The sequence below is a fragment of the Streptomyces sp. Edi2 genome (assembly GCF_040253635.1).
GTDB lineage: Bacteria > Actinomycetota > Actinomycetes > Streptomycetales > Streptomycetaceae > Streptomyces.
Genome location: NZ_JBEJGX010000003.1, coordinates 7,634,667 through 7,661,324, shown reverse-complemented (window position 1 = coordinate 7,661,324; position 26,658 = coordinate 7,634,667). Strand labels below are relative to the sequence as shown.

Here is a 26,658-nt window from a genome sequence, read left to right as displayed (position 1 = left end):
GGCGGGCCGGGTGGCTCTCCTGCGGATGCCCCGCCCGTGCGCCACGGGTGCAGCACACGGACGGGGCCGTCTCAAGGTCTCTAGGATCTCGCGCTCGGCTTCACCCTACTCAGGTGCCTGGAAGCCGCCGATCTGCTGCTCGAGCAGTTCGGCCAGCCGCAGCGGGGTGCGGTCTTCGAGCATCGGACCGATGAGCTGCACTCCCACCGGCAGACCCTCGGGGGACCGCCCCGCTGGTATGGCGGTGGCGGGCAGGCCGGGCATGGTGGCCAGGCCGGCCCAGACGAGCTGGTCGAAGTACGGGTACTCGACGCCGTCGATGTCGATCCGGCGTTCCAGCGGATTGGGGTCGTGGTCGTGCGGGAACGCGGGAGTGGGCGTGATCGGGCACACCACGGCATCGAACTCGGCGAACAGTTGCCGCCAGCCGTGGCGGTGCAGTTCGCGGCGGTTGTTCGCCTGGAGCCAGTCGCGGTGGCTGAACACCATGGCGCGCAGCCGTGCCGCGTCGAGACTCTGGTCGTCCGCGCTCAGTCCGGCGGCGCGGGTCCGCAGCTGCTCGTACGACTCGACGGGAAAACGTGCGACGGCGCCCGAAACCAGCAACTGGCTGTAGAGCGTCCCGGCCTCGGTCAGATCGGGTAGCAGCGGACTGTGCCGTTCGACGTGGGCGCCGCCGTCGACAAGCGCGTCGGCGACTCGGTTCACGCCCGCCCGCACCGCCGCCCCGGTGGGAATGAGCGGATGTTCGTCGAGGATCAAGACCCGGAAGTCGCGGAGCCGTTCGTGGCGCGCGGACGGCAACCTCACGTCGTGCGCGACGCCGAGCGTCATCGGATCCGGTCCGGCCATGACGTCGAGCAGGAGCGTGAGGTCGCGGGCGGTGCGCGCCATCGGACCGACGACGGCGAGGTCGAGGTCGACCGGCCAGGCCGGTTCGGACGGCGCGACCATACCGCGGTTGGCCGCCAGCCCCAGTGTCGGCTTGTGTGCGTAGACACCGCAGAAATGCGCGGGGGTACGCAGCGAACCGGCGAGGTCGGAGCCGATGGACAGCGCGCCGAATCCGGACGCCAGGGCCGCCGCTGATCCGCCGGAGGATCCGCCCGACGTGCGGCCGTGGCCCCACGGGTTGTTGGTGGTGCCGTAGATCTCGTTGAAGCTCTGGATATCTTGCAGCCCCAAGGGCACATTGGTCTTGCCGAGCACCACCGCGCCGGCGGCCTTGAGCCGCGACACCTGTACCGCGTCCTCGGCCGGCACATAGTCCCGGTGTTGCGGCATGCCCCAGGTCGTGGGCAGCCCGGCGATGTTGTAGGACTCTTTGACCGTCACCGGAATGCCGAGCAGTGGCCGGTCCTCACCGCGGGCACGCGCCTGGTCGGCGTCGCGCGCTGCGGCCCGTGCACGGTCGAAGTCCGGCACACAGATCGAGTTGATTGCCTTGTCGTCCCGCTCGATACGGGTGATCGCTTCGTCGGTCAGTTCCGTCGAGGACACTTCACCGGCGCGCAAAGCAGCCGCGAGTTTTTCGGCCGTCTGAAAATTCCACTCCATGAATCGGACCGTACGGGCCTCTCAGAGAGGTCACGAAATGCCATTTCGCGCAACGGGGTTGGCGCCTGAGGCCACAGGCAATTCTCCCGACCGATGGCGATGGCGATGGGCGATGCCCGGTGGCTTCGCCTCCGAGCAGAACGGAGACCGACAGTGACGGTGGCGTTGACCGCGCGACCTCCGCCCTTCACCAAGCCGCATTGCCGCGATGCCCGTCCACACCGCGGAGGAGGTCAGGTACCGGTTGCTGTCATGCAACAGGTTGAGCAGGCTGAACAGCGAGTCTCCTCAGCGCTTCACATGTGCAGCTGATTGATGTGCCGCTGGGCCTGAGACTGTGAGGCGGGTTTTGATGCCCCACATCAAGGGGTCCAGGAGTTGGCAGGGTCGTCCAGCCACACCCTTTCGCCGTCGGCGGTCACGGTCAGACCGAACCGTGACGGGCCCGGGCGGCCATGGCCGTCCCACCACTGGAACGCGGCCTCCGCTTCGTCCCACAACCGGCGGGGGCCGGACTGCCAGACGCGCGCCGCCTTCCCGTCGCGGAACATGCAACGGGCCCAGGACCGGTCACTGAGGCCGTAGAACCAGACCGGCCGCGCGCCGTCGCGCTTCTCCGCCTCGACGTACGAGCACTGGGGAACGCGGAGACCCATGGCAAAGCGCTCCGGGCCGAATTGCTCCCCGACGAACTCCGCTTCGGTGACCGCCGTGGACGACTCGTCGCCATCCGCCACGCTGCCCGTGACGTACTCGGAATGCGCCCGCGGAACGAATCGTTGGGAGCGGAGCTTCATGAACTCCACGGGCTGCGTGAACGAGCCCGAAGCGCTGTGACCGTCCGGTGCGACCACCAGCCGGGCCACCGCGTCGCCGTGGCTGTAGTGCGTTCCCCACGGGGCCACGATGACGCCGCCCGGCCGGCACTGCTCCACCCACGCGAACGGGATGGCACGCAGGCCGCACGTGGCGATGACCCGGTCATACGGCGCTCCTTCCGGGTAGCCCTGGAACCCGTCGCCGTGCACGACCTGCAGGGGGATTCCCAGCCTCTCCACCGTCGCCATGGCGGCCGTGGCCACCGCCCGGTCCACCTCCACCGTGGTCACGCATCCCGGCCCCGCACGGTGGGCCATGAGCAATGCGTTCCAGGTGGTGGCGGTGCCGATCTCCAGGACCTTGTGGCCGGGCCGGAGGTCCAGGGCCTGGAGCATCCGGAACACCACGGAGGGCATGGACGCGGAGCTGGTCGGCACCTGTCCCGGTTCGGTGCCGGCGTGTTTTCCGTCGTCCCATTGCGTCACGATGGGTACGTCGGATTCCGCGAACTCCTGCCACCTTGCGGGGTCGTCCGCTTTGGAGACGGCCACGCTCCGGCCGGCCGCCATGTCGAACGGCCACATGAGATCCGGCAACACGGTGGAGCGGGGAACGGCCGCGTACGAGGGTGCCCAGTTGGAGGAGAGGGCCCCTGAAGACATGAGGACACGCCCCGGCCCGTCAAGGCCGGGGCGCTCCTGTGGTGCGTCAGTGGTCATCGGTTCAGACAACCTTGGGCGGGTTGGGCTGACCCGGGCCGCCGTCGGGGGACGGGGGCTGATGCGGGCCGGGGTACGGCTTCCCGGGGAGCTTGTCGCCACCGTCGTTCGCAAGAGTCGTGATCATGGTTCCTCCTTGTGTTCTCTCAGTGCTTGTTCACCTTCACCCGGCCAACTGCCGCTATCCGTGAGGCAGTCGCCTGGGGCCTTGCCCGCCCCCTGCCGGGATCAATCGACAAGGCGGGGGCCGCCGGAATGGACATCCGGCAAGGGGGCGGAGTCCGGTGCTAGCCGGCGTCCGGCTTACCGCGGATACGCTCCCGCATCCGGGCCAACAAGTCGGCCTTTGCGACGCGTTGCATGCGCGCACTCCGGTCGTCCTTCGCCACGGCGCTGGTCTGCTTCAAGTCGCCCCGCGGCTTGCGGGCGCCAAGCGGCCTACTCATTCCTGCCACCTCCCTTCCGAGCACGCACAGCGGCCTCCACGGGCACGTCGTCGTGTTGCGGATGGCGCCGGAGCAGGACCCGGCAGTCCACGGCCCGGGTCCGATCACCAGCCTTTTCGGCTGCCCTCAACTCGCGTTCCAGATCCGCGCACTTGGTGCAGCTCACGGCATGCCCCGCAGCCGTGCCCGCTGGAGCTGCGCCAGGGCCTGGAGCTGGCGCCCTTCGCGCTCGGTGCCGGGGCGCAGACGGCCGTACGCGACATCCCAGGTGAAGCCCGTGGGACGTTCCAGGCCGACCATCAGACCCTTCACGTCTCGCACCACGGCGACCATGCCGGCGTCCCGGTCGAAGACGACGCTCCCCGTCCTGATCTGTTGGGGCGACTTGTAGAACACGGCCGGTGCCTCCGCCCTGATCACGCCCGCACCTCCCTTCCGTGCGGGTGGCCCGCGATCACCCCGTTGAGGCTCCGGACCTCCAGCGGACGGCCCGCCCTACGGGCCATCTCCCGGTCCTGGCCGCAGGGTTCGCACACGTCGCACCCGGGGACAGGGACGGGCTCCAGCTCCGAGCCGACCAACGCCGGGCCGTTCTCACTCGGGTTCATCGCGCACCCGCTCCAGTCCGGCAACGTGCCGCTTGAGAAGTTCGCGGTCCGGCCGGGCGTACGGGCCCCGCGGGATACCGGCGGGAAGCGGAATCCACGGCGCAAACGTGACGGTGTCCGGCGTCGGCTGCCCGGGGCCGCCTTCGACTATGACCGCTCCCAGGTCGGCCACGTCGTCGATGAACGCTAAAGCTGTTCGCACGGTCACCCGAACTCCTCACTGTGTGCATCCGTTTGGTGACAAGAGTGGGGTAGGGATCGGTACTGTGAGGAGAGATTGAGCGCCCGATCTGGGCGTTGGTCGCGCTGGCATATGCGTATGCCGTTGACCGGCCTAAACGCCGCCACGACCGTCAGTGACCAGGTCAATGGTCAGGGGGAGAAATGGATGCTGATGAGGACACATCAGGGGGCACAGAGGGAGCAGACGACCCGCGCCGGGAGTTCGCCGAAGAGTGCAAGAGCGCGCGGGAGCTGTACCCGGACGGGCCTCTGAACCAGACCCAGCTAGGGAGGTTGACACGAACGTCCAAGAGCACAATTTCCCGCGTGGAGACATGCAAGGGGCCCATCCCACCGGACCTTCCGGCCGTCCTGGACCAGGTCTTCAAGACCGATGGGAAGTTCAAGCGGCTCTATGAGGATGTTGTGGCGGGGTCGTTTCCGTCGATGTACCGGCAACGTATGGGGCTTGAACGTACTGCCGTAGTGATCAGGGAGTGGTCCCCCACGATCATTCCGGGGCTATTCCAGACAGCCGACTACGCACGCCCTTTGTTCAAGGGCAGCGCCCCGCGGGCAACAGATGCTGAGGTGTCTGCGCACATCAGCAACCGGCTTACACGCCAGTCGATATTGGACGGGGACACTCCGCCGGACGTTCGGGTGGTGCTCTGTGAGTCAGTCCTACGCCGTCGCCTCTGCCCACCGGACGCCATGCGTCGCCAATTGGCAGCCTTGTTGGAGGCCGGGGAGCGTCCGACCGTCCGAGTCCAAATCCTCCCGCTGGACGCACCCGCGCACCTTTTCAGCGACTGGCCCGTGACACTCCTGACCGCTCCCAGCCATACCGTCACTGTCTGCGTGGAGAGTTACCGGACCGCCGGTATCGTGGAGGATCCTGACCATGTGCGGACGGCGCTCCGTACTTACGATGAGCTCACGAGCGAGGCACTTCCGGCACGGGAGAGCGCGCGCTTGATCGTTGAGCAGATGGAGAAACTGTCGTGAAGAACGGTCCGGCCCAGTGGATAAAGTCGAGCTACAGCAGCGGAGAGGGCGGCAACTGCCTGGAGTGGTCACCGGCGCATGCGGGCGCCCACGGCGCGGTTCCCGTCCGAGACAGCAAGGCCCCTGAAGGGCCGGCCCTCATGTTCGAGCCGGCAGCGTGGTCAGCGTTCGTCACCGGTGTGCAGGCAGGCGAATTCCCCGCGTAAGCGCGTACGCCGAAACGCAGAGGCCCCCTCCCGGATGCCCAGGAGGGGGCCTCTGTGCGCCCAGCGAAACGGTCAGGCAGCACCGGGCGGTGGCCACCCGCTACGACAAGCACCGTGACGTCTACCTCGGCACCGCCACCGCTGCGGCCCTCGTCATCTGGCTCCGTACATGATCGGCCGGTCAAGTCCATGGGCGCCTGACGCTGCGCAGGTGGAGGCGCCCAGAGCGATCGGCGTCGTGAGGGCCAGCGGCAGGCGGGTGGCGGTCATGATGTCACCCACCGCCACGGGGCCCGGACAGGGCAAGCAGTCGTCGCGCGGACGGTGTGCTGTTCAGGGTTCGAGTTCGAGGCAGAGCCCGACCTGGTGTCCGCCCGCTCTGTTCGCGAGAGGGATCGTGGTGGTCTCGCCGACCGGTGCCACGGTGGTGGCGGAGGCGGTCACCAGGGCGTAGGAGCGGGCGAGCGTTTCCAGGGCCGTGGCTGCCTCCCCTGCGTGCTGGGCGGTGACGGCTTGCGCTTCGGTGGCGATGGCCTGCAGCAGGGCCTGGCGTGCGTCGGCGGCGGCCGGGACTTCCCGGACGGTGATCACAGCCGGGGCCGGCTGCGTTTCGGTGTCGGCCGGGTCCTGGTGCGGCGGTGTCTCGTCGAGGGGCATGGTGCGCTCTCCTGCCTGGGGCGGTCATCTGGGCGGTGGATCGTCAGGGCTGCTGCGGGTGCCGGCGCCGGAGGCCGCCTGCTGCCGGTCTCCGGCGCCGGTGTGCGGGCTGCCGGGTCAGCGGTGGTACATCACGTAGAGCTTGCCGTTGTGGACGGCGGCGGCCGTCTCACGCTGCGGTTTGTACCCGGCGCCGACTGCCTGGGGGTAGCTCCACGAGCTGCCCGTGTACGTGGAGCGAGCAGGAGACCATTCGCGTCGCGGAGGAAGACCCACAGCTTGCCGTTGTAGACGCCCAGGGCCGGAGCGTAGTAGGAAGTCCAGCCGTGGATCCGCTGGGGTGTGCTCCAGTTGCCCCCCGAGTCCTGGAAGGTCCACATGATGGCCCGGTCGGACGGGCGCACGTACAGGGCGTGGAGTTTGCCGTCGTAGGAGCACAGGGCCGGCGGGGTCATGCTGTCGAAGTCCAGCATCAGCGGCGCGCTGGGGGTGTCGTTGGTGTAGACGACGTACTCCAGCTTCCCCGTCGGGAAGGGCACCTTGTCGCCGGAGTACTTCACCTTCAGGACCTGGTAGCCGTCGCCGTCGAAGTGCCAGTTGACGTTGCCGCGGTGGGCGAGCAGGGCCAGGTCGAACCGGTCCAGGACGAACACCCGCTCACAGGACAGATCGTCCTCGTTGCGCAGGTGCTCGACGATCGAGATGAAGAAGATGGCGATGTCCAGCGCGATGCCGACCTTGACCCCACCGGGAATGAACTGGCTGGCGATTGCCCACTGCCAGGTGTCGAAGAGGTGCTTGGACAGGGCGTTGAGCGCGACCTCGAGTTTGTCGTACCAGGCGCTGGTGGACTGGTCGGCCTCCCAGCAGTACATGCTCAGGATCATGGCGTTGCCGACCTGGCCGTCGAAGACCGTCCGCTTCGCGGTGGAGAAGGTGCGGGTCTGGCCCTTCTTGACCGCCCCGAACTCCTCCGACTTGTAGCCGGGGCCGCTCACCTTGTCGTTGGTGGTGGACGCGCACCAGTAGATCTCGTCCTTCCCGCCGCCCTGATCGCCGACCGCTCGTACGACGTGGAAATTCTCCAGTTCCAGCTTGGCCCTGAACGTCGCCGGCGTCGCACGGTCCCCGGCCTCCGACTCGGCCTCGGTGTCGACCGTGCCCTCGGCGGTGTCCGCCACCGCGGCCGTGGGTGCCGCTCCCGGGGTGCCGAAGACCGTCACCCCGACCCCGGCCTGGCGCATGCCCGCAAGGAACGCCGGGCTGTCGAAGTCGCCTCCGGCCGCCAGCACCTCCCGGTCCACGATCTGCGTGTTCGCCCGCGCCATGTGCTCGGCGGCCACCGGGGCGAAGTCCGCCTTCAGGTTGGCCGTCGTGTAGCCGGAGTTCACCGAGCGACTGGTGATCACCTCGGGGACCACCGCCAGCCGGCCGAGTTTGGTCACCGCCTCCCGGTAGACCTGCCCCCACTGCTTGATCTCCGCATCCGACATCGCCGCCTGCAGAACCCCCAGGACTTTCTGCTCCAGGTCGGTCGGCGTCTTGCCCGCCCGCAACCGGTCCGCGGCATGCAGCGCCGTCCCGAACAGCACATTGCCCTTACTGCCCTGCCCCAGCGCCCGCACCACCCGCGAATCACTGCGCGTCCCCATCAACAGGCTCCGCAGCTTCTCCAGACGCTGCTCCGGAGTCGTATCCCACCAGCCACAACTACCCCCTCCATCAGAGCGATTACCGCAGGTCAGAACGCCCGCAGACGCCAGGACGCTACGCGCACCCACCCCTCAGACCATGGAACTTCGCTGAATGGCCGGATAAAAGACCAGAAAGGCGCTATTGACCATAGATCCGGTTCGTGGCCAACCCGGTCCGACCCACACACCATCGGACCCTCAACTTCCTTCATCCGGTGACGGTCGCGCTCACGGGGCTCGGGCAACCGACTTCAGACCGTTGCCGCAGATGCCTCAAGAAGCGGCCAGATCGAGACCGGCCGTGATCGCCCGGACAGCTCCTAAGGCGTGTTTGAGATGTGATCACGGGCTGGTCAACGGATGGCCCCGTTGAACAACCACGCCGACTCACCTGCCGTGAACTCGCCGGGGCCCAGGTGCCCTGCCCGGGCCCCGGTTTGCTAGGCGCCCGTCCCGCCCGCATTGCGGATCAGCTGCTGGAGCACCTTCACCGTGGTGACGTAGTCCGCATCGTCGATGCCCTCGTGGAGGGTGGCGCGGATCGCGGGGGCGTTGCGAGCGAGGTTGACGCGGGCCTGTTCCCCCTCCTCGGTAAGCCACAGCCGGTTCCCGGTGTCCCGGGTCAGCCAGCCACGCTCCAGGAGCACTTCGGCCTCTACTGCCAGATCGTCCTCGGGGCGGATGTAGGAGGCCATGGCCTCCCGCAGTTCAGGCAGGGTCATTCCCTGGCCGTCGGGCGCGATGTCGTTCGCCGACAGGTTGCGCAGCAGCCAGAACTGGGGCTGGGTGTAGCCCTTTTCGACCTGCTGGGCCCGGGTGTACGCGATGAGCGCCTCGTAGGCGACACCGGTCCAGTACGCGGCGGGCTGTCCGGCCAGTTCGACGTCGGACATCTGCTGAGTCGTCATGTCATGCCCCCTCTGGTACGGAGCCTGCACGCCGTGCAGGTCATGCGGTGACCATAGGACCTCAAGTGCCCTTCAGGGCAAGAGGTTGATCTTCAGGGCGCTCGGTATGCGGGACCGGCGGCAGGTGTTTGACGGGATCTGGTGGCGACCAGGCCGGACACCGGCGCCGACGCGGCTCAGCAGGCGGCCGGCCGGCCGGTTTCGACCGCGAGATGTACAAGCGCAGGCACAAGGTCGAGAACCGCATCGGCCTGTTGAAACAGGCCAGGAGCGTCGCCACGCGCTATGACAAGCTCGCCGTCCGCTACGAAGCCACCATCCAACTCGCCCTGATAACGCAAGCCTTGTGACCACAGCTCAAACACGCCTTAGAGCAACCCGCCATCTGAGGGCCGGCCATGACGTGACCTCTCCTGCCGCACCGTGCGGAGAGTCACGGACTCGGGGACGGCTCCATGTCTGTTCTGCTCGCTGCGGGAGGCCCCCGTGATCTACCCGATGGGCATCAGACCGGGAACGATCATTGAAGATTCCCCTCCACGGTGCGACCCCTCACACCGCCCTACGATGTACTCACCGCATCAGCTCCGGCGCGTGACGCCTCCGCCCGCAAGATCCGCAAGCTTCTGGAGGCATCGTGACCACCCTGACTCGCCCCTGGGTCAAGTCCAGCTACAGCAGCCAAGACGGCGGCGACTGCGTGGAGTGGTCCCCGGCGCACGCCAGCGCCCACGGCACCGTTCCCGTCCGGGACAGCAAAGACCTCAACGGCCCGGCCCTGATGTTCGGCCCGGCAGCGTGGTCAGCGTTCGTCACCGGTGTGCAGGCAGGGGAATTCCCCGCCTAAGAGATGCCGCGGGCAGGGGCGCCGTCGCGAGCACCGCGATACCGCCGCCCGGGCCAGCGGAATCTCTTAGCGATCGAGCGCTGATCGCTCGTGGCGACGGACTCGCGAGGGTGGTTCGCCGTCGGGGGGCTGAGTAGTGCCCCACGCGCTCGGCCGAGAATTGACAGTTTGTTACTCGCTGCCACTGGGTTCTCTGGTACGTCTGGCCGAAACGGTCGAAACCTGACAGGGCGCACATGCCCCACGCCTCCGAATTCCGGACCGAGACGTATTGCGTTAGAGCGCACTTCAATTCCTAGGTTCGGAAGCATGCGATACACCAAACTCGGAACGACCGGACTGGAAGTCTCCGCCATCACCCTCGGCTGCATGAGCTTCGGCGAGCCGGACCGGGGCGGCGAGCCCTGGTCGCTGGACGCGGACGCCAGCCGGGACATCATCAAGCAGGCCCTCGAGGGCGGCGTCAACTTCCTCGACACGGCCAATGGGTACAGCGCCGGAAGCAGCGAGGAGATCGTCGGCCAGGCGGTCAAGGACTTCACCCGGCGCGAGGAGGTCGTTCTCTCCACGAAGGTCTGGATGCGGATGCGCCCCGGCCCGAACGGCGCCGGGCTGTCCCGCAAGGCGATCTTCGCCGAGCTCGACGCCTCCCTGAAGCGACTGGGGACCGACTACATCGACCTGTACCAGATCCACCGCTGGGACTACGACACCCCGATCGAGGAAACCCTCGAGGCGCTGCACGACGCGGTCAAGTCCGGGAAGGTCCGCTACATCGGAGCCTCTTCCATGCACGCCTGGCAGTTCGCCAAGGCCCTGTACCTGGCTGACCTGAACGGCTGGACCCGGTTCGTGTCGATGCAGGACCACTACAACCTCATTCACCGAGAAGCAGAGCGGGAGATGCTCCCGCTCTGCGCCGACCAGGGCATCGGCGTGATCCCGTGGAGCCCGCTGGCGCGGGGCAGGCTGACGCGGGCCCGGGACACCGCCACGGCGCGTGCCGAGACCGACGAGGGCGGCAAGATCCTCTACCGCGACGAGGACCAGGCAGTGGCCGAGCGCGTCCACGAGATCGCGGGGAAGCGGGGTCTGTCCGCGGCCCAGGTCGCCCTGGCCTGGGTCATGCGCAACCCGGCGGTGACCTCGCCCATCGTCGGGGTCACCAAGCCGGCCCAGCTGGCCGACGCGGTCGCCGCGGTGGACGTCGAACTCGACGAAGACGAGGCCGCCTACTTGGAGGGGCCCTACCAGCCGCACGAGGCCGCCTACTTGGAGGAGTCCTTCTACAAGCCGCACCCTGTGGCGGGCTCCCGGTAGTCCGGGCTACCGCCGGGCCTTCGACGAGTCCTTGGCCTCGGCTTTCACAGCCCTGTGGTCGGCCCGGCGGTGCTTGCGGGCGGTCGCGCACAACTGCATGATCCGCGCGCTGCCCGCCACCGCGGCCAGCAGCAGGGCCACGCGCAGCGGAACGTGCCCGTGGGCACCGAAGTAGCTGATGTCCACCGACTGCTCCTGAGGACCGGCGCGAAACGGCACGACTCCCCGTTCCTGCGCCCGACGCTGGAGAAGCCCGGGCGTTTCGAGCTCGCGTTGCCTGAGCAGATCACGCTGCACCTTGATGCGGGCTACGACTCCATGGTCACCCGCAAACTGCTGACCGATCTCGGCTGCGAGTGGCGGATCCAGCCCAAGGGCGTCGTGATCCCGGTCAACCACACTCGCCGCTGGGTCGTCGAGCGCACCAACTCCTGGTACAGCCGCGGCTTCAACTTCACCCTGTCCTGCACGGAACGTCGAGCGATCGTCATCAACGCACTGCTCGCGTTGATGACCGCGATCATCGTGATCCGACGCCTCATCCGCGAAGCCTGGACCAGCCAACGCTGGGACACACGGCCAGCCCGCCGACCATGACGCCTTGTCCTCTACCCGCGGAATCTCTAAGCGCGTACGCCGAAACGCAGACGGGCCCCTCCCGGATGCCCTTCGCCGGCTCGCCGAATTTCGCACGCCTGCCCGATGTTGGATCACTAAGGTATGCCGCATGACGCTGCAACTTGTTCAGGTGAACTTCAAGGCCGGGGACGATTCGGCGCTCGGCCGGTTCTGGGCGGAGGCGCTCGGCTGGGGTGTTTCCAGCGAAGGGCCCGGCGTCACCAACCTGGTACCCGTGGGCATCAACTGGCCGGACCCGTCCGCCGTCTGCATCGATCTCGTCCGCGTCCCGGACCCGGAGACGGTGCAGTACCGCGTGCACCTCGAGCTCGCCACCACCTCCGACGCCCATCAGGCGGAGTTGGTCGCCCGTCTGAAGGAGCTCGGGGCTACGCCCGCCGATGTGGGCCGGGGCGACGCGCCGGGGACGGTGCTGGCCGACCCGGAAGGCAACGTGTTCAGCGTCCTGGAGCCCCGGGAGCTCTACCGGGACACCGGGCCGATAGCCGCCGTGGTCGTTGCCTGCGCCGACCCACGGGCCATGGTCCGGTTCTGGGGCGAGGCGATCGACTGGACCGTCCACGAAGTGACCGACGACCGCGCCCTGCTGCGCTCCGTGAAGGGCGTCGGGCCGTACCTGGAGTTCCGGCGCACGCCCGACGACGAGGTGGTACGGAGCCGCGTCCATCTGGACGTGATGTCCGACCCCGTCGATGATCAGGCGAGGGAGGTCGCCCGACTCGAAGGCCTCGGCGCGACACGGGCCGACGTGGGTCAGGGGGACGCCTCCTGGGTCGTCCTGGCCGACCCCGCGGGCAACGAGTTCTGCGTCCTCGGCCGGGGCTGACGCGGAACTCCGTCCTGGCCGGGCCGTCGCACCGTCGCGCCGCCGTCAGGCCGGCCGGGCGGCCCGTCCGGATGCCGTGGCCATCAGCAGCGTGTAGAGCGTCAGCGCGGTGGCCAGACCCACCGCCCAGCCGTAGTCGGCCAGGGGTTTGAGGAACGGGAGGAGGCCGTGGGCGGGGAAGGGGCCCTTGCCGGGCTGGGAGTAGGAGCCGCCCACCGCCAGCAGGCCGCCGACGACGAAGGCGAGGACGGCACGCCAGTTCCAGCCGGCCGTGTACCAGTAGCGGCCGCCGGGCCGGTAGAGGTCGGCGAGGTCGAGGACGGTACGGCGGATGATCCAGTAGTCGGCGATGAGGATGCCGGCGACGGTGCCGAGCAGCCCGCCTACCACGCCGAGCCAGGTGAAGATGTACAGCTCGGGGGTGGCGGTGAGCTTCCACGGCAGGATGATCACGCCGACCACGCCGGTGATCAGCGCGCCCGTACGGAAGGCGATGAGCTTCGGCGCCAGGTGAGCCAGGTCGTAGGCGGGTGAGACGACATTGGCGGCGATGTTCACGGAGATTGTCGCGATCAGGACCGTGACCAGGGCGTAGAGCAGGCCGAAGACGCTGTCGGACTTGCCGGCCAAGGCGACCGGGTCCCAGATCGGCGCCCCGTACACCGCCTGTGAGCCCGAGGTGACCAGTACGGAGAGCAGGGCGAACGCCGTCATCGTGGTCGGCAGCCCGAGGGACTGTCCCCAGACCTGGGCCCGCTGCCCGGCTCCGAAGCGGGTGAAGTCGGGGATGTTGAGGGACAGGGTCGCCCAGAAGCCGATCATTCCCATGAGGGACGGGAAGAAGACCCGCCAGAAGTGCTCGCCCCAGCCCAGTGCGCTCGGCTGGTCCAGCAGCGGTCCGAAGCCGCCCGCCTTGGCCGCCATCCATCCGAGCAGTGCCAGAGCGCCGACCAGGACGAAGGGTGCGGCCCAGTTCTCGAAGCGGCGCAGGGTCTCCATGCCGCGGTGGATGATGGCGAGTTCGACGGCCCAGAACACCAGAAAGCAGAGCCAGAGCGTCCAGGGGTAGCCGCCGATCGACGTCGCCCCGGCCCAGTCACCGCCGAAGATCTTGCCCAGCAGGACGTAGATGCCCTGGCCGCCGATCCAGGTCTGGATGCCGAACCAGCAGCAGGCCACGGCGGCCCGCACCAGCGCGGGCAGATTGGCGCCGCGCAGCCCGAACGACGCCCGCGCCAGGACCGGGAAGGGGATGCCGTACTTCGGCCCCGCATGCCCGGTGAGCAGCATCGGGACGAGGACGACGAGGTTCGCCAGCGCGATGGTCAGGACTGCCTGCTTCCAGTCCATGCCGAGCGCGACCAGGCCGGAGGCGAGGGTCCAGGAGGGGATGTTGTGGGCCATGCCCACCCAGAGTGCGGTGAAGTTGTAGGTGGTCCAGCGGCGTTCGGAGAGCGGGACGGGGCGCAGGTCGGCATTGACGTACCGGCCGTCCACGGGGATGGCTCCCGGGGCGGGCTCGACGCGTCCGTCCCGGGCGGTGAGTTGGCCCGGGGGCGCTATGGGGAGCTCCGGCGGCACGGGTGAGGGGGTCGCGGACATGCGGGGGCCTTTCGTCCGGGTGCGGGCCGCCCGGTGGCCGGGCGGCGCGGCATGTCATCGGTCGTGGCGCCCGGCCGGCGGGTGGACCGCCGTCGGCCGCTGGGGCGTTCGCCCGGGCGCTCGCCGGGCGCTCCGGTGCCGCCCCGACGGAGGCGGGGTGCACCGCCCGCACCCGCGCCCCGTCAGTCGGCGAACGCGGGAAGGATCTCGGCTCCGTAGGCGTCGATGGTGGATTCCTTGGCGTCGTGCATGGCGTAGAGCGCGAACTGGTCCACGCCCAGGGCCTTGAGCTGTTGCAGCTTCTCGATGTGTGCGGCGGGCGGGCCGAGGAGGCAGAAGCGGTCGATGACCGCGTCCGACACGAAGCCGGTGTCCGGGTTGCCCGACCGGCCGTGGTGCGCGTAGTCGTAGCCCTCCCGGGACTTGATGTACGCGGTCAACTCGTCCGGCACCATGCCGGAGTGCTCGCCGTAGCGGGCGACGAGGTCGGCGACGTGGTTGCCGACCATGCCGCCGAACCAGCGGCACTGCTCGCGGGCGTGGTCCAGGTCGTCGCCCACATAGGCGGGTGCGGCGACACAGATGGTGATGTCGGCGGGGTCGCGTCCGGCGTCCTTCGCGGCGGTCCGTACGGCCTTGATCATCCATTCGGTGAGGAAGGGGTCGGCCAGCTGGAGGATGAAGCCGTCGGCCAGTTCGCCGGCCATGGCGAGGGCCTTGGGCCCGTAGGCGGCCATCCACACCGGGAGCTTGCCGCCCTTGATCCAGGGGATCTTGATCCGGTGGTCGCCGATGTACGCCTCCCGGCCCTCGGCCAGATCGCGGATGACGCCGATCGCCTGGCCCAGCCGGGCCAGGGTGTTGGGCGGCCGCCCGGCCACCCGCATCGCGGAGTCGCCGCGCCCGATACCGCAGACGGTGCGGTTGCCGTACATCTCGTTGAGCGTGGCGAAGGTGGAGGCGGTGACCTCGGGGGCGCGGGTGGAGGGGTTGGTGACCATCGGGCCGACGATCAGCCGCTCGGTGTGTTCCAGGACGCGGCTGTAGAGGACGAACGGTTCCTGCCACAGCACGGTCGAGTCGAAGGTCCAGCCGTAGCGGAAGCCGTTGCGCTCGGCACGGCGCATCAGGGACACGACGGCGGAGGAAGGCGGGTCGGCCTGCAGAACAACTCCGAAGTCCACGGCGGCGCTCCTTAGATGAGGTACTGGCAGGTGCCACGCGGGATGTACTGGCCGTGCCCCGCGCGGCCGGTGAACTCCCGCCTGTCGATGACGAGTTCGCCGCGCGAGAGGACCGTTTCGACCTGTCCGGTGAGCTCTTTGCCCTCGTACGCCGAGTAGTCGACGTTCATGTGGTGGGTCTCGGCCGAGATGGTCTGCTGTGCGGTGGGGTCGTAGATGACGAGGTCGGCGTCGGCGCCGGGGGCGATGGTGCCCTTCTTCGGGTAGAGGCCGAACATCCGGGCCGGGGTGGCGCAGGCGATCTCGATCCAGCGGCGGCGGCTGATCCGGCCCTCCACGACGGCCTGGTGGAGGAGGTCCATCCGGTTCTCCACGCCGGGCATCCCGTTGGGGATCTTGGAGAAGTCGCCGCGGCCGAGCTCCTTCTGCCCCTGGAAGCAGAAGGGGCAGTGGTCGGTGGAGACCACCTGGAGGTCGTTGGTGCGCAGCCCGCGCCACAACGCCTCCTGATGCTCACGGGGCCGCAGCGGCGTGGAGCAGACGTACTTGGCGCCCCCGAAGTCGGGCTCGGCGAGGTTGTCGGTGGACAGGAACAGATACTGCGGGCAGGTCTCGCCGAAGACGTTCAGCCCCTTGTCGCGGGCCTGGGCGATCTCCGCGAGGGCTTCCTCGGCGGAGACGTGGACGACGTAGAGCGGCGCGCCGGCCACCCGCGCCAGCTGGATGGTGCGGTGGGTGGCCTCGGCCTCCAGCAGGACCCGGCGGACCTCGCCGTGGTAGCGGGGGTCGGTCTTCCCCTCGGCCAGCGCCTGTTCGACGAGGACGTCGATGGCGATGCCGTTCTCGGCGTGCATCATCACCAGGCCGCCGTTGTCGGCGGAGCGCTGCATCGCGCGCAGGATCTGCCCGTCGTCGCTGTAGAAGACGCCGGGGTAGGCGGTGAACAGCTTGAAGGAGGTGACGCCCTCCGCCACCAGGAGGTCCATCTCCTTGAGGGTGTGCTCGTTGACGTCCGAGAGGATCATGTGGAACGCGTAGTCGATGGCGCACTGGGCGTCGGACTTGGCGTGCCAGGTGTCCAGGCCGGCCCGGAGCGACTTGCCGCGGGACTGGACCGCGAAGTCGATGAGGGTGGTGGTGCCGCCCCAGGCCGCGGCGCGGGTCCCGGTCTCGAAGTTGTCGGAGGAGAAGGTCCCGCCGAAGGGGAAGTCCAGGTGGGTGTGGGCGTCGACGCCGCCCGGGATGACATATTTGCCGGTGGCGTCGAGGATGCGGTCCGCCGTCTCCCCCCAGCGCTCGGCGGTGGGGTTGCCGTGCGCGGCGAGGGCGGCGATGCGCCCGTCCTCCACCAGGACATCGGCGTGGATCTCATCGGCGGCTGTGATCACCAGTCCGCCCCGGACGACCGTACGGCTCACCATCCTGCTCCTTCCACACCAGCGACATCGGCGGCACGGGAAGGCGGAGCCGACGCGCACCATCCCCTCGGCAGGTCCGCTCCGCTGACGCCACGCCACAACCGGTCTACACCCGTAGATCGCGGTCGAGAAGGAGACCGTAGAAGCATGTCACCCACGGTGGCAATACCGTGACCGTTAATCAGCGGAGACGTTCGTGTTGCGCCGACGATCATCTGGACGGTTCAACGCGGGACCGGGCGCGGGGGCCGGGCGTGGCGGTCGCGGCCGCCGCCGGAGGGGTGCGGGGGCGGCCCGTTGGGCAGGTATGCGCCGACGCCGGCGGGCATTCCTCGCGAGCGCCGCAGCATCCTGGCGGACGATGCAGAGAGGCGAGAGGGCATGGAGCACAGCACACCGTGGGAGTTCTCCGACGACCGGGGGCGCCTTGCGGTGGCCGGGGACCGGCCGTTGCGGATCGTGGCGTACATACAGGCGGGGGCGACGCTGTGGGACCACGGCATACGTCCCGTGGGGCTCTTCGGGTCCCAGCACGACGGCGCCGCCCCCGACCCCGCGAAGGGCGGTGAGCTGCCGCTCGCGGAGATCCCCTACCTGGGCTCGGGCAGCGCGCTGCACCCGGACTCCCTGCTGGAGGCGGAGCCGGACCTCGTCGTGGCCGTGACGTACGACGGCGAGCAGGTCTACGGCCTGGAGCAGAAGACCGCGCTGGAGCTGGAGACGCATGTCCCGGTGGCCACGGTCGCGGTGGGCCCGGGGCGGAGCCTGGCCGAGGTGCGCGAACGGTTCGCGGCGCTCGCCGGTTCGCTGGGACGCGGCGAACCCCTCGGCGCAGCCCGCGAGTTGGATGCCGCGGAGGACGCCCTGCGGCAGGCGACCGGCGGTCCGGTGCGGCCGCGGGTGCTGGCGCTGTCGCCCGCGGGGCCGGAGCGGGTGCATCTGGCGCGGCCCGGCTCCTGGCCGGACCTGCGGGCGCTGACCGAACACGGCGTCGGGCTGCTGGAGCCGGCCGCGGGCGCCGGGCTGAACTGGTCCACCGTCGGCTGGGCGGAGGCCGCGGCAATGGCCCCGGACATCGTGCTCGGGGACGTGCGCGCCAATGCCGCCCGGCCGCAGGAGCTCCGGGCCGACGAGCACTGGCGCGCGATCGAGGCCCGGGCCCGGCTGCTGCCGTGGAACCCGGAGGCCCCGTGCAGCCGGCGCGCGCACACGCGGTTCTTCACGCTGCTGGCCGACACGGTGCGCGAGTTCGCCGGGACGGGGTGAGGCGGGCCGGGGTGAGGCGAGCCGGGGTCCGCCGCGGGTGAGCGGGGGCGCCCCTCTCCACGAGGCCCGCGCCCGGTCCGCGGCGGTGCCGGTCAGGAAGCGGCCGGCATCCCCTGCACCGACCGCAGCGCGTCCGCGAGCAGTTCCGCGCCCTCTTCCGCCTCGGCGACCGTCAGCGTCATCGGCGGTGCGATCCGCAGCGAGGCACCGCCCTGGCCGCCCTTGCCGACCAGCAGACCGCGTTCCCTGGCGGCCTCCACGACCAGCGAGGCGGCCTCGGGTGAGCGCTCGTCGGTGCCGGGCCTGACCAGTTCGATGCCGATCATCAGGCCGCGGCCGCGCACCTCCCGTACGAGATCGACGCCGGCCGCGACCGCCCGCAGCCGCTCGATGAGCAGGCCGCCGACCCGCCGGGCATTGCCCTGAAGGTCGTGTTCGAGGAGGTAGTTGAGGTTGGCGAGGCCCGCGGCCATGGTGACGGGGCTGCCGCCGAAGGTGGAGATGGAGTTTGCGGAGAGCGAGTTCATCACCTCGGCGCGGGCCACCACCCCGCCGATGGACATGCCGTTGCCGATGCCCTTGGCGAAGGTGAGCAGGTCGGGCGGGCCGTTGCCGTCGTGCGCCTGCCAGCCCCAGAAGTGGTCGCCGGTACGGCCCCAGCCGGTCTGCACCTCGTCGCTGATCCAGAGGATGCCGTGCCGGGCCAGCACCTCGCGGAACGCGGCGTAGAGGCCGTCTGGCGGCATGGTGAACCCGCCGACGCCCTGGACCGGTTCGGCGATCAGCGCGGCGACGCCGCCCGCGGTCTGCTGGAGCATATCCTCCAGGTCGGCGACGCAGGCGGCGATGTACGCGGCGTCGCTCAGCTCCGCGTACGGGCCGCGGCTGCGTACCCCGCCGTGGACGTAAAGCGTCTGCAGCGGCGAGAGGCTGGTCGGGGACCAGCTCTGGTTGCCGGTGATGCCGACGGTGGAGAACGACCGGCCGTGGTAGCTGTTGCGCATCGCCAGGATCTGGTTGGAGCGGCGGTGCGTGGTGGCCAGCAGCAGCGCCGCGTCATTGGCCTCCGTACCGGAGGTGGTGAAGAAGACCCGGGCGTCGGGGATGCCGGAGAGCGCCACGATCCGCTCCGCCAGCTCGACCATGGGGCGGGAGAGGTAGAGCGTGGAGGTGTGGATGATGCGGCCGGCCTGCTCGCTGACGGCCTTGGTCACCTCGGGCAGTGCATGGGCCGTCATGGTGGTGAGGATGCCGCCGAAGAAGTCGAGGTAACGGTTGCCCTCGGAGTCGAAGACGTGGCGGCCCTCGCCGTGGGTGAGTTCGAGGGGCCGCTCGTAGTAGAGGCTGAGCCAGGAGGGCAGGACGGCCTGGTGGCGGGCGTGCAGGCCGGTCGGGTCGTGGGGCTGCTGGGTCATGGCTGCACCAGCCCGTCGTACGCGTCGGGGCGGCGGTCGCGGTAGAACGCCCACTGCTGGCGGACCTCGTCGATCAGATCGAAGTCGAGGTCGCGGATGACCAGTTCCTCCTTGGAGTCGCTGGCCACGTCGCCGACGAACCGGCCGCGCGGGTCGACGAAGTAGCTGGTGCCGTAGAAGTCGTTGTCGCCGTACTCCTCGACCCCGACCCGGTTGATTGCCGCGATGAAGTACTCGTTGGCGACGGCCGCCGCGGGCTGTTCCAGCTGCCAGAGGTAGGCGGACAGGCCGCGGGAGGTGGCGGAGGGGTTGTAGACGAGCTGGGCGCCGTTGAGGCCCAACTGTCGCCAGCCCTCGGGGAAGTGGCGGTCGTAGCAGATGTAGACGCCGACCTTGCCGACGGCGGTGTCGAAGACCGGCCAGCCGGCGTTCCCCGGCTTGAAGTAGTACTTCTCCCAGAAGCCCTTGACCTGCGGGATGTGGTGCTTGCGGTAGGCACCCAGGACCGTGCCGTCGGCGTCGATGACGGCCGCGGTGTTGTAGTAGAAGCCGGACTGTTCGACCTCGAAGACCGGGACGACGATGACCATGCCGGTCTCGCGGGCGAGGTCCTGCATCCGCCGTACGGTCGGCCCGTCGGGCACCGGCTCGGCCCAGCGGTAGTGCTCGGGCTCCTGGACCTGGCAGAAGTACGGAGCGTTGAAGACTTCCTGGAAGCCGATCACTTTCGCGCCCTGCGCGGCCGCCGCTCTGGCGTACTCCTCATGCTTCGCGATCATCGATTCGGTGTCGCCGGTCCAGGTCGCCTGGACCAGTGCGGCACGCACAACATCGGCCATGAGCTGCTCCTTTGTCGATGCGTCAGCCTGCAGCCCGCGCGGGATCTACGCGTGTGGAGGTGACCGTAAGCCCCGTCACGCACCGTGGCAAGACCATCTCCGTATGGCGCGTCCGGGATATCAACAGGAAAACTTGCAAGTTTCCCTGTTGATATTTACGCTGGAGATATGCCGGAAAAGGACCACGAACGCCTGGCGACGGAGCTGGGCGCCACCGTCTCCCTGCTCATGCGACATCTGCGCGCCGCCTCGCCGCAAGGGGAGCTCACCCCGACCCAGCGCGCAGTGATCAGCCGGATCGACACCGACGGCGAGGCCACCATCGCCGCCCTGGCCCGCGCCGAGCTGGTCCGCCCGCAGTCGATGCGGCTGACCGTCGGGGCGCTGGAGGAGCGCGGCGTCCTCGCCCGCAGCCCGCATCCGACGGACGGCCGGCAGGTGGTCTTCTCGCTCACCGAGGAGGGCCACCGGGTGCTCGCCGTCGTACGGCAGGCCAAGCACAACTGGCTGGCCGAGGCCATCGCCGGGCGGCTGACACCGGAGGAGCAGCAGACCCTGGAGTCGGCCACCGCACTGATACGGCGGCTGATGCCGGAATGAATCGCGGGATGCAGGCCGGAAGGGACGCCGGGACGGATGACACCGCCGGCCCCGCCCCGGCCGGGCCAGGCGCGGCCACCGCCGCTGGTGCGGCCACTGCACCTGGTGCGGCCACCGGCTCCGGCCCGGCCACCGGCTCCGGCGCTGGCACCGGCTCCGGCCCGGCCTTCGGCGCCCGGCTGATGGCGCCCCTGCTGCTCGGCTCGCTGCTGAACCCCATCAACTCGACGATGATCGCCACCGCCCTGGTGACCATCGGCCAGGACTTCCACGTCGGTGCCGCCGACACCGCCTGGCTCATCTCCGCGATGTACCTCGCCAGCGCGGTGGGCCAGCCGTCGATGGGGCGGCTCGCCGACCGCGTCGGGCCCCGCCGGGTGTTCATCGCCGGCGCGCTGACCGTCTGCGCCGCGGGCGTGATCGGGACGCTCGCGCCCACCTTCGCGCTGCTGATCGTCTCCCGGGTCGTGCTCGGGATCGGCACCGCGGCCGCCTACCCCGCCGCGATGGCGGTGCTGCGCGGCGAGTCACGGCGGACGGGCCTCCCCACCCCCCGCCAGGTGCTCGGCCGGCTCTCCCTCGCCGCGCTGGGCAGCGCCGCCGTCGGCCCCACCCTCGGCGGACTGCTCGCCGCGACCGCGGGCTGGCGCGCGGTGTTCGCGGTCAACGTCCCGCTCGCGCTGCTCGCCCTGCTCGGCGCGCTCGTCTGGCTCCCCGCCGACCGGAAGGGCGCCCGGCCGGGGCGCGCCGGGCCCGCCGCCGGCTCCCTCGACCCGCTGGGCATCGCGCTGTTCGCCGCGGCGCTCACCTGCGCCATGGTCTTCCTGCTGCGCCTGGCGGACCCGCAGTGGCTGCTCCTGGCGCCGGCCGGGATGCTCGCGGGCGTCCTGGTGTGGTGGCAGCTACGCCATCCGGAGCCGTTCCTCGATCTGCGGATGCTCGCCCGGAACGGCGCCCTGATGCGCTCCTATCTCCGCCAGGGCATGACCTATCTCGTCATCTACTGCGTGCTGTACGGCTTCAGCCAGTGGCTGGAGCAGGCGTACGGCGCCTCGTCCTTCCAGGCGGGGCTGATCCTGCTGCCGATGTCCCTGGCGGCCGCGGTCTGCTCGCTCGTGGGCGCCCGGACGAAGGGCATCCGCGTTCCGCTGACCGTCGCCGCGGTCTGTCTCGCCCTGGGCAGCGCGGTCTTCCTCCTGCTGCAGGGCACCGGCCCGCTGGTCGCGCTGCTGTGTGCCGGGGCGCTCTTCGGCATCCCGCAGGGCCTGTCCGCCACCGGCAATCAGACCGCCGTCTACGCCCAGGCCCCGGCCGACGGTGTGGGCGCGGCCGCCGGGCTCCAGCGCACCGCCCAGTACCTCGGCGCGATCACCGCGTCCGGCCTCATCGGGCTGCTCTACGGGCAGCGCGCCTCGGACTCCGGGCTGCACGAGATCGCGCTGATCGGCATCGCGCTCGGCCTGCTGCTGCTCGTCCTGACCCTCGCCGACCGTGGCCTGCGGCCCGGGTCCACCGGGAGCGGCTCCTGAATCCGGCCACCGGCCACCCGCCGCAAGGGCCACCTCCGCACCACCTCCACCACCCACCACCCATCGCCCCTCACCGCACAAGGAGCACCCATGCCCGCCACCACCCTCGACACCACGACCGCCCTGGTACTCATCGACCTGCAGAAGGGCATCGCCGCCGCTCTGCCCGGCACGCCGGTGCCCTCCGCCGAGGTCGTCGAGCGGGGCGCACGGCTGGCCGCCGCGTTCCGTGCGCGCGGGCTGCCGGTCGTCCTGGTGAACGTCACGGGCGGCGCCCCGGGCCGTACGCAGACCGCGCGGCCCGCCGGCAGCCCGCCCGCCGACTGGGCCGAGCTGGTGCCCGAGCTCGGCCGGCAGCCCGGCGACATCCTCGTCACCAAGCAGCAGTGGGGCGCCTTCCACGGCACGAACCTGGATCTGGAGCTGCGCCGCCGCGGGGTGACCCAGGTCGTCCTCGCCGGAATCGCCACCAGCATCGGGGTGGAGTCCACCGCCCGTGCCGCGTACGAGCACGGATACCACGTCACCCTCGCCACCGACGCGATGACCGACCTGGACTCCGACGCACACCGCAACAGCCTGGAGAAGATCTTCCCGCGGCTGGGCGAGACCGACACCACCGAGGCGATCCTCGAACTCCTCGCCTGAAGCTCGGGCGCCCTCCAAGGGGTGTCTGTCCGATCAAGCCGGATCGGACAGACACCCCTGCGCGGTTTCGTCGGGATCAGCCGGTCGTGGGACCGCGCATGATCAACCGAACAGCTGGGAGCCGAGGGGGTGTTGCCGGTCGAAGCCGGGGAGGATCAGAATGTCGCGCCGGCGGTTGTGGTGGTGAATTGCAGCAGCGCGTCGGAGGTTTCCATGTGAGTGAGGGTGGCCGTGAAGGCCCGGAGGTCGTTCTGGAAGCTGAGGAAGAGCAGGCCGGGGGCGGGCTCGTCGGTGCTGTAAGAGCGGCGAAGCATGAGGCCGGCGCCGACGACGGCAGGGTTCGCCCTGCGCACGTGAGCATCCGCGGGGACGAGGTAGCGTCCGTCCGGTGTCTTGGCTCCGAGGTCCGGGCCTGAGGCGACGGGGCCGCCGGAGAGGGGGACGCCGCTGGCCCGGCGCCGTCCGAAGACCGCCTCCTGCTGGGCCACGGACAGGGCGGCGAACCGCGGCAGGTCGAGTTCCATGCGCCGCAGGACGGCAAGGGTGCCGCCGGCAACCGCGGGGGGACCGGCCAGCCACAGGTCGCGTTGTTGTTCGGCGGTCGTGTGCGGGCCCACGATGCCGTCGATGAAACCGAGAGGGTTTCGCGGCGCGGTGAGACCGTTGCCGAGGGGCACGTTCGTACCGCGGCGTGCGGACTGCCGCCAGCGTTCGTGGACGCGGTCACCGGCCTGGTCCAGGAGCGCGGCGCCCACAACCGGTAGGAGCAGCGCGTCGCTTGCGCAGATCTGTATCAGCAGGTCTCCGCCGCGGGCCCGTGGGCCGATCCGCTCCCGGGAGAATCGCGGGAGGTCGGCCGCACCGGGCAGCGAGGCACCGGCCGTGCGTACCAGCCGGGGGCCCACGCCGACGGTCACGGTGAGGTCGCCCGGCGGCAGGCCCAGCAACCGCGGGTCGGTCCCCGCGGTGAGTGTGCGGATGGCCTGGCCGAGTTCGGCCAGTAGCGGGCCGGCGTGCACGGTGGCGCCGAGGTCGGCCACCACGGCCAGCAGGTGGGGCTGGGCCGGCTGGGGGAGCGTGATGCCTGCCTGATGCCGGCCCGTTGCCGCCACCGGCGTCGGCGTGGCCGCCGCGGTAGGGGCGGGCCGGCCTGTCCGGGCGGAGTCCGGTGTGCACCCGGCGGTCAGACCGGCGGCCACCATGGCTCCGGTGACATCGAGGAACGCACGGCGCGACGGAGGGTGATCGGCTCGGTGCATGGTGTGCAGAGTGCCACACCCGCATCGCGCGTGCGGTCAACCTCCCGATTCCGGCGCGGAATTGGGCGTCATGCTGCCAAACTGGGATCATGCCTCGATCAGCTCTTCGCGTGTTGGCGGCGGTACTGGGCACGCTGACACTTGTGGTCGGCTGCGGCGGCGGCGATGGCGGATCGGGCAGAGGCCGGCGACCGGCCGGTGCGCAGGTGACGATCCGTGTGCCTGCCGATGCGCCGACGATCTCGGACGCGGTGTCGTTGGCCCGGCCCGGTGACCTGGTGCTGGTCGCTCCGGGCGTGTACCACGAGTCGGTGAAGATCGACACGGCTCGCCTCACTCTTCGCGGCGCGTCCCGGGACAAGGTCGTCATCGACGGGCGGTTGCAGCAGCCCAACGGTGTCGTCGTCGCGGCGCCCGGGGTGGCCGTGGAGAACCTGACCGTGAAGAACAACACGCAGAACGGGGTCCTGGTCACCGGCTCGGCGAAAGCGGTCGCCGGGCTACCGGGGCGAAGCGGCGGCTACGACACCGGTGATGAGCCCGTCACCTTCCTGAAGTCGTTCCTGGTCTCGTATGTGACCGCGACCCGCAACGGGCTGTACGGCATTTACGCGTTCTCCGCGCAGAACGGTGTCATCGAGCACTCGTATGCGTCCGGAGGGGCCGACTCGGGGATCTACGTCGGACAGTGCAAGCCGTGTCACCTCGTGGTGCGGGACAACATCGCCGAACTCAACGCGGTCGGTTACGAAGGCACCAACGCCAGCGAAGACATGTACGTGGTCGGCAACCGCCTGGTCGGCAACCGGGTCGGCCTGACCACCGACTCCGACCACCAGGAGAAGCTGCTCCCGCAGCAGGGCGCCGTCATCGCGGGCAATCTGATCGCCGCCAACCAGCAGCGGGCCACCCCGGTGCAGGCCGACGGTGGGTGGGGTACCGGCATCGGCGTCGACGGGGGCAGCGACAACCAGTTCGTCCGCAACCGCATCGCCGGCAACGGCAACGCCGGGCTCGTGATCACCGCAACCGCCGACATGCCTCCGGTGGGCAACCAGATCGTGGACAACACGTTCACCGGTAACGGCATCGACGTCGGCTGGACGTTCCCCACCGCCACGCGGGGACGGGGCAACTGCCTGCGCGGCAACGATCTGCGGACCACCGTGCCCGCCCGGCTCGCGGCAACCGCGTCCTGCCCGCTTCCGGCCCGGTCGCCCTCGCCGGCCGGCAGGTGGGCGATGCCGACGGCGCCCGGTGGCATCCCGTTCACCGAGGTCGCGGTGCCGGGTCCGCAGCCGCAGTTCCCCCGTGCCACCACTACGGGCGCCACCACTGTCCCGGCCGTTCCGGCCCTCCCGAAGACAGCAGGCATCCCACTGCCGTCAGCGTCCCTGCTCGCCGCGAACGCGCGGGTGCAGACGTCTTGAACAGCGGCTACCGGGCCGGAGTGACGCCGGGTACCGGCTCGACCGGAACGTACTTCTGGGAGTCGAAATCGATGACCACCGGGTGCGGCTCGGAACCCACGCTGACGCGGACCCGGTACATGGTGCCGTCCGAGCCGACCCAGTAGCGCACGTTGCCCGCCGTACCGGAGCGGCCAGGGGAGGACGGCCCGGTCATGACGTCCACCCGATGCCTGTCCACCTGGTCTCGTCCGCACCAGGCGGCGCCGTTCTGCGGCAGCAGTTCGGCATTGTCAGGCCGGTCACTGCCGAGCCCGAGCGCGATGGTCAGCGAACTGTCCAGCGCGCTGCCGGATGACAGCAGCGGACGGCGGTACCAGGCCGAGCGGGGCGGCGACGCGGGTGCGTGCGCCGGGGCGTTCGCCATCGGGTGGACGAACACCGAGGTGGCCGTCCACTCGATCAGCCCGTCGCTGGAGGTGTCGCGCCCGGTGCCGTGCACCACGCCGTATCCGAGCTTGGCCCGGTAGTCCACGAACCCGGTGACGGTCAGCCCGCCGGCGGCACCCGGCACAGTGATCGTCACCGCGCGGCCATGCGCCTGGTAGTTACGGAACCGCGTGATCGCCAGCCGGTTCGCTTCGTCCGACGTCAGTGCGCGCGGCCCGCTGGGGCCGAAGCCGCCGTCGGCGAGAAGGAACGTGGCCACCGCGGCCACCGCGGCGGCCGCGGTGCCGATGGCGGCTGCCGCCCGGCGTGGCCGCAGCCATCGGCGCCGGTCAGCCGCACGGTCAGGGAGAGCTTGCCGGGTTCTCACGCTCCGCACGCGGCTCGACGCTGACACTCTTCTGCTTCACCCTCTCGGTCACCACGCTGCTCGGCCACCGTGCGGTCGCGGCGGCACTCGGCAGTCCGGTGACAGACGACGCCAAGGCCGGCCCTCGTGGACCGGCCGGGAGGCGATCTGCCTGCCTGCGCCATCCGGACCGCGGGCAGGCAGATCGCTGTTGTTC

At 70.0% G+C, this 26,658-nt stretch carries 27 protein-coding genes and 2 pseudogenes; 12 read left to right on the top strand and 17 right to left on the bottom strand.

Annotated elements, in window-relative coordinates; genetic code table 11:
- Window positions 1–105 precede the first annotated feature (105 nt).
- The 6 genes from ABR737_RS36895 to ABR737_RS36870 all read right to left on the bottom strand — a co-directional run bounded on the left by ABR737_RS36895 (window position 106) and on the right by ABR737_RS36870 (window position 4,351).
- Entirely contained in the window at window positions 106–1,557 is a 1,452-nt protein-coding gene (locus ABR737_RS36895) for an amidase (protein WP_350255518.1), read from the bottom strand.
- Window positions 1,558–1,919: 362 nt separating this feature from the next.
- Window positions 1,920–3,095 (bottom strand): methyltransferase domain-containing protein, encoded by a 1,176-nt coding sequence (locus ABR737_RS36890; RefSeq protein ID WP_350255517.1) that lies wholly within the window; start codon window positions 3,093–3,095, stop codon window positions 1,920–1,922.
- A gap of 4 nt (window positions 3,096–3,099) precedes the next feature.
- Window positions 3,100–3,222 (bottom strand): hypothetical protein, encoded by a 123-nt coding sequence (locus ABR737_RS36885; RefSeq protein ID WP_350255516.1) that lies wholly within the window; start codon window positions 3,220–3,222, stop codon window positions 3,100–3,102.
- A gap of 160 nt (window positions 3,223–3,382) precedes the next feature.
- On the bottom strand, window positions 3,383–3,541 hold the full coding sequence (locus ABR737_RS36880) for a hypothetical protein (protein WP_350255515.1): 159 nt from the start codon (window positions 3,539–3,541) through the stop codon (window positions 3,383–3,385).
- 162 nt (window positions 3,542–3,703) lie between these two features.
- Entirely contained in the window at window positions 3,704–3,961 is a 258-nt protein-coding gene (locus ABR737_RS36875; RefSeq protein WP_350255514.1) for a hypothetical protein, read from the bottom strand.
- 174 nt (window positions 3,962–4,135) lie between these two features.
- Window positions 4,136–4,351 carry a hypothetical protein gene (locus ABR737_RS36870; protein WP_350255513.1) on the bottom strand — a complete coding sequence of 72 codons (216 nt, stop codon included), beginning with the start codon at window positions 4,349–4,351 and terminating at the stop codon, window positions 4,136–4,138.
- Window positions 4,352–4,533: 182 nt separating this feature from the next.
- Here ABR737_RS36870 and ABR737_RS36865 point away from each other — a divergent pair, with 182 nt between their 5' ends.
- Window positions 4,534–5,379, top strand: coding sequence for a DUF5753 domain-containing protein (locus tag ABR737_RS36865; RefSeq protein WP_350255512.1), 846 nt, complete (start codon window positions 4,534–4,536; stop codon window positions 5,377–5,379).
- Window positions 5,376–5,585 (top strand): DUF397 domain-containing protein, encoded by a 210-nt coding sequence (locus ABR737_RS36860; protein WP_350255511.1) that lies wholly within the window; start codon window positions 5,376–5,378, stop codon window positions 5,583–5,585. The genes ABR737_RS36865 and ABR737_RS36860 overlap by 4 nt, the downstream gene beginning before the upstream one ends.
- A gap of 333 nt (window positions 5,586–5,918) precedes the next feature.
- Here ABR737_RS36860 and ABR737_RS36855 read toward each other — a convergent pair whose 3' ends face one another.
- The 3 genes from ABR737_RS36855 to ABR737_RS36845 all read right to left on the bottom strand — a co-directional run bounded on the left by ABR737_RS36855 (window position 5,919) and on the right by ABR737_RS36845 (window position 8,844).
- Complete coding sequence (locus ABR737_RS36855) at window positions 5,919–6,242, bottom strand: hypothetical protein (RefSeq protein WP_350255510.1); 324 nt, start codon at window positions 6,240–6,242, stop codon at window positions 5,919–5,921.
- A gap of 131 nt (window positions 6,243–6,373) precedes the next feature.
- A complete protein-coding gene (locus ABR737_RS36850; protein WP_350255509.1) occupies window positions 6,374–7,894 on the bottom strand; it encodes a hypothetical protein in 1,521 nt (506 codons plus the stop codon).
- Between the two features lie 482 nt (window positions 7,895–8,376).
- Entirely contained in the window at window positions 8,377–8,844 is a 468-nt protein-coding gene (locus tag ABR737_RS36845; RefSeq protein WP_350255508.1) for a winged helix DNA-binding protein, read from the bottom strand.
- A gap of 128 nt (window positions 8,845–8,972) precedes the next feature.
- On the opposite strand from ABR737_RS36845, the gene ABR737_RS36840 reads away from it, so the two are divergent.
- The 3 genes from ABR737_RS36840 to ABR737_RS36830 all read left to right on the top strand — a co-directional run bounded on the left by ABR737_RS36840 (window position 8,973) and on the right by ABR737_RS36830 (window position 11,011).
- On the top strand, window positions 8,973–9,194 hold the full coding sequence (locus ABR737_RS36840; RefSeq protein ID WP_502964434.1) for a hypothetical protein: 222 nt from the start codon (window positions 8,973–8,975) through the stop codon (window positions 9,192–9,194).
- Window positions 9,195–9,481: 287 nt separating this feature from the next.
- On the top strand, window positions 9,482–9,691 hold the full coding sequence (locus ABR737_RS36835) for a DUF397 domain-containing protein (protein WP_350255507.1): 210 nt from the start codon (window positions 9,482–9,484) through the stop codon (window positions 9,689–9,691).
- Between the two features lie 309 nt (window positions 9,692–10,000).
- Window positions 10,001–11,011 (top strand): aldo/keto reductase, encoded by a 1,011-nt coding sequence (locus tag ABR737_RS36830; RefSeq protein ID WP_350255506.1) that lies wholly within the window; start codon window positions 10,001–10,003, stop codon window positions 11,009–11,011.
- 6 nt (window positions 11,012–11,017) lie between these two features.
- Here the strand turns inward: ABR737_RS36830 and ABR737_RS36825 are convergent, their stop codons facing one another.
- Window positions 11,018–11,197: a LapA family protein gene (locus tag ABR737_RS36825; RefSeq protein WP_350255505.1), complete on the bottom strand. Its 180-nt coding sequence runs from the start codon at window positions 11,195–11,197 to the stop codon at window positions 11,018–11,020.
- Here ABR737_RS36825 and ABR737_RS36820 point away from each other — a divergent pair.
- Both ABR737_RS36820 and ABR737_RS36815 read left to right on the top strand, forming a co-directional pair.
- Window positions 11,165–11,608 (top strand): annotated as a pseudogene (locus ABR737_RS36820) (transposase family protein); the annotation flags it as partial. The gene ABR737_RS36825 and the pseudogene ABR737_RS36820 overlap by 33 nt on opposite strands.
- 130 nt (window positions 11,609–11,738) lie before the next feature.
- Entirely contained in the window at window positions 11,739–12,476 is a 738-nt protein-coding gene (locus ABR737_RS36815) for a VOC family protein (RefSeq protein WP_350257063.1), read from the top strand.
- A gap of 45 nt (window positions 12,477–12,521) precedes the next feature.
- Here the strand turns inward: ABR737_RS36815 and ABR737_RS36810 are convergent, their stop codons facing one another.
- The 3 genes from ABR737_RS36810 to hydA form a co-directional block, all read right to left on the bottom strand.
- Entirely contained in the window at window positions 12,522–14,078 is a 1,557-nt protein-coding gene (locus ABR737_RS36810; protein ID WP_350255504.1) for an NCS1 family nucleobase:cation symporter-1, read from the bottom strand.
- A 182-nt stretch (window positions 14,079–14,260) separates the two neighbouring features.
- Window positions 14,261–15,262: a TIGR03842 family LLM class F420-dependent oxidoreductase gene (locus ABR737_RS36805; protein ID WP_350255503.1), complete on the bottom strand. Its 1,002-nt coding sequence runs from the start codon at window positions 15,260–15,262 to the stop codon at window positions 14,261–14,263.
- A gap of 11 nt (window positions 15,263–15,273) precedes the next feature.
- Entirely contained in the window at window positions 15,274–16,683 is a 1,410-nt protein-coding gene (gene hydA / locus ABR737_RS36800; protein ID WP_350255502.1) for a dihydropyrimidinase, read from the bottom strand.
- A 378-nt stretch (window positions 16,684–17,061) separates the two neighbouring features.
- Here hydA and ABR737_RS36795 point away from each other — a divergent pair, with 378 nt between their 5' ends.
- Complete coding sequence (locus tag ABR737_RS36795; protein ID WP_350255501.1) at window positions 17,062–17,946, top strand: ABC transporter substrate-binding protein; 885 nt, start codon at window positions 17,062–17,064, stop codon at window positions 17,944–17,946.
- A gap of 92 nt (window positions 17,947–18,038) precedes the next feature.
- On the opposite strand, the gene ABR737_RS36790 is transcribed toward ABR737_RS36795, so the two are convergent.
- Together ABR737_RS36790 and ABR737_RS36785 are read right to left on the bottom strand one after the other, a co-directional pair.
- Complete coding sequence (locus tag ABR737_RS36790) at window positions 18,039–19,361, bottom strand: aspartate aminotransferase family protein (protein WP_350255500.1); 1,323 nt, start codon at window positions 19,359–19,361, stop codon at window positions 18,039–18,041.
- A complete protein-coding gene (locus tag ABR737_RS36785; protein WP_350255499.1) occupies window positions 19,358–20,200 on the bottom strand; it encodes a nitrilase-related carbon-nitrogen hydrolase in 843 nt (280 codons plus the stop codon). The genes ABR737_RS36790 and ABR737_RS36785 overlap by 4 nt, the downstream gene beginning before the upstream one ends.
- Before the next feature lie 168 nt (window positions 20,201–20,368).
- Here ABR737_RS36785 and ABR737_RS36780 point away from each other — a divergent pair, with 168 nt between their 5' ends.
- The 3 genes from ABR737_RS36780 (at window position 20,369) to ABR737_RS36770 (ending at window position 22,977) form a co-directional block, all read left to right on the top strand.
- On the top strand, window positions 20,369–20,800 hold the full coding sequence (locus tag ABR737_RS36780; RefSeq protein ID WP_350255498.1) for a MarR family winged helix-turn-helix transcriptional regulator: 432 nt from the start codon (window positions 20,369–20,371) through the stop codon (window positions 20,798–20,800).
- Between the two features lie 8 nt (window positions 20,801–20,808).
- Window positions 20,809–22,329: an MFS transporter gene (locus ABR737_RS36775; protein ID WP_350255497.1), complete on the top strand. Its 1,521-nt coding sequence runs from the start codon at window positions 20,809–20,811 to the stop codon at window positions 22,327–22,329.
- A 90-nt stretch (window positions 22,330–22,419) separates the two neighbouring features.
- Entirely contained in the window at window positions 22,420–22,977 is a 558-nt protein-coding gene (locus ABR737_RS36770; RefSeq protein ID WP_350255496.1) for an isochorismatase family protein, read from the top strand.
- Between the two features lie 102 nt (window positions 22,978–23,079).
- Here ABR737_RS36770 and ABR737_RS36765 read toward each other — a convergent pair.
- Window positions 23,080–24,236: pseudogene (locus ABR737_RS36765) on the bottom strand (Dyp-type peroxidase).
- An 89-nt stretch (window positions 24,237–24,325) separates the two neighbouring features.
- Between ABR737_RS36765 and ABR737_RS36760 the strand changes: the two are divergent.
- Entirely contained in the window at window positions 24,326–25,666 is a 1,341-nt protein-coding gene (locus ABR737_RS36760) for a right-handed parallel beta-helix repeat-containing protein (RefSeq protein ID WP_350255495.1), read from the top strand.
- Between the two features lie 7 nt (window positions 25,667–25,673).
- Here the strand turns inward: ABR737_RS36760 and ABR737_RS36755 are convergent, their stop codons facing one another.
- A complete protein-coding gene (locus tag ABR737_RS36755; protein ID WP_350257062.1) occupies window positions 25,674–26,354 on the bottom strand; it encodes a hypothetical protein in 681 nt (226 codons plus the stop codon).
- Between the last annotated feature and the right edge of the window lie 304 nt (window positions 26,355–26,658).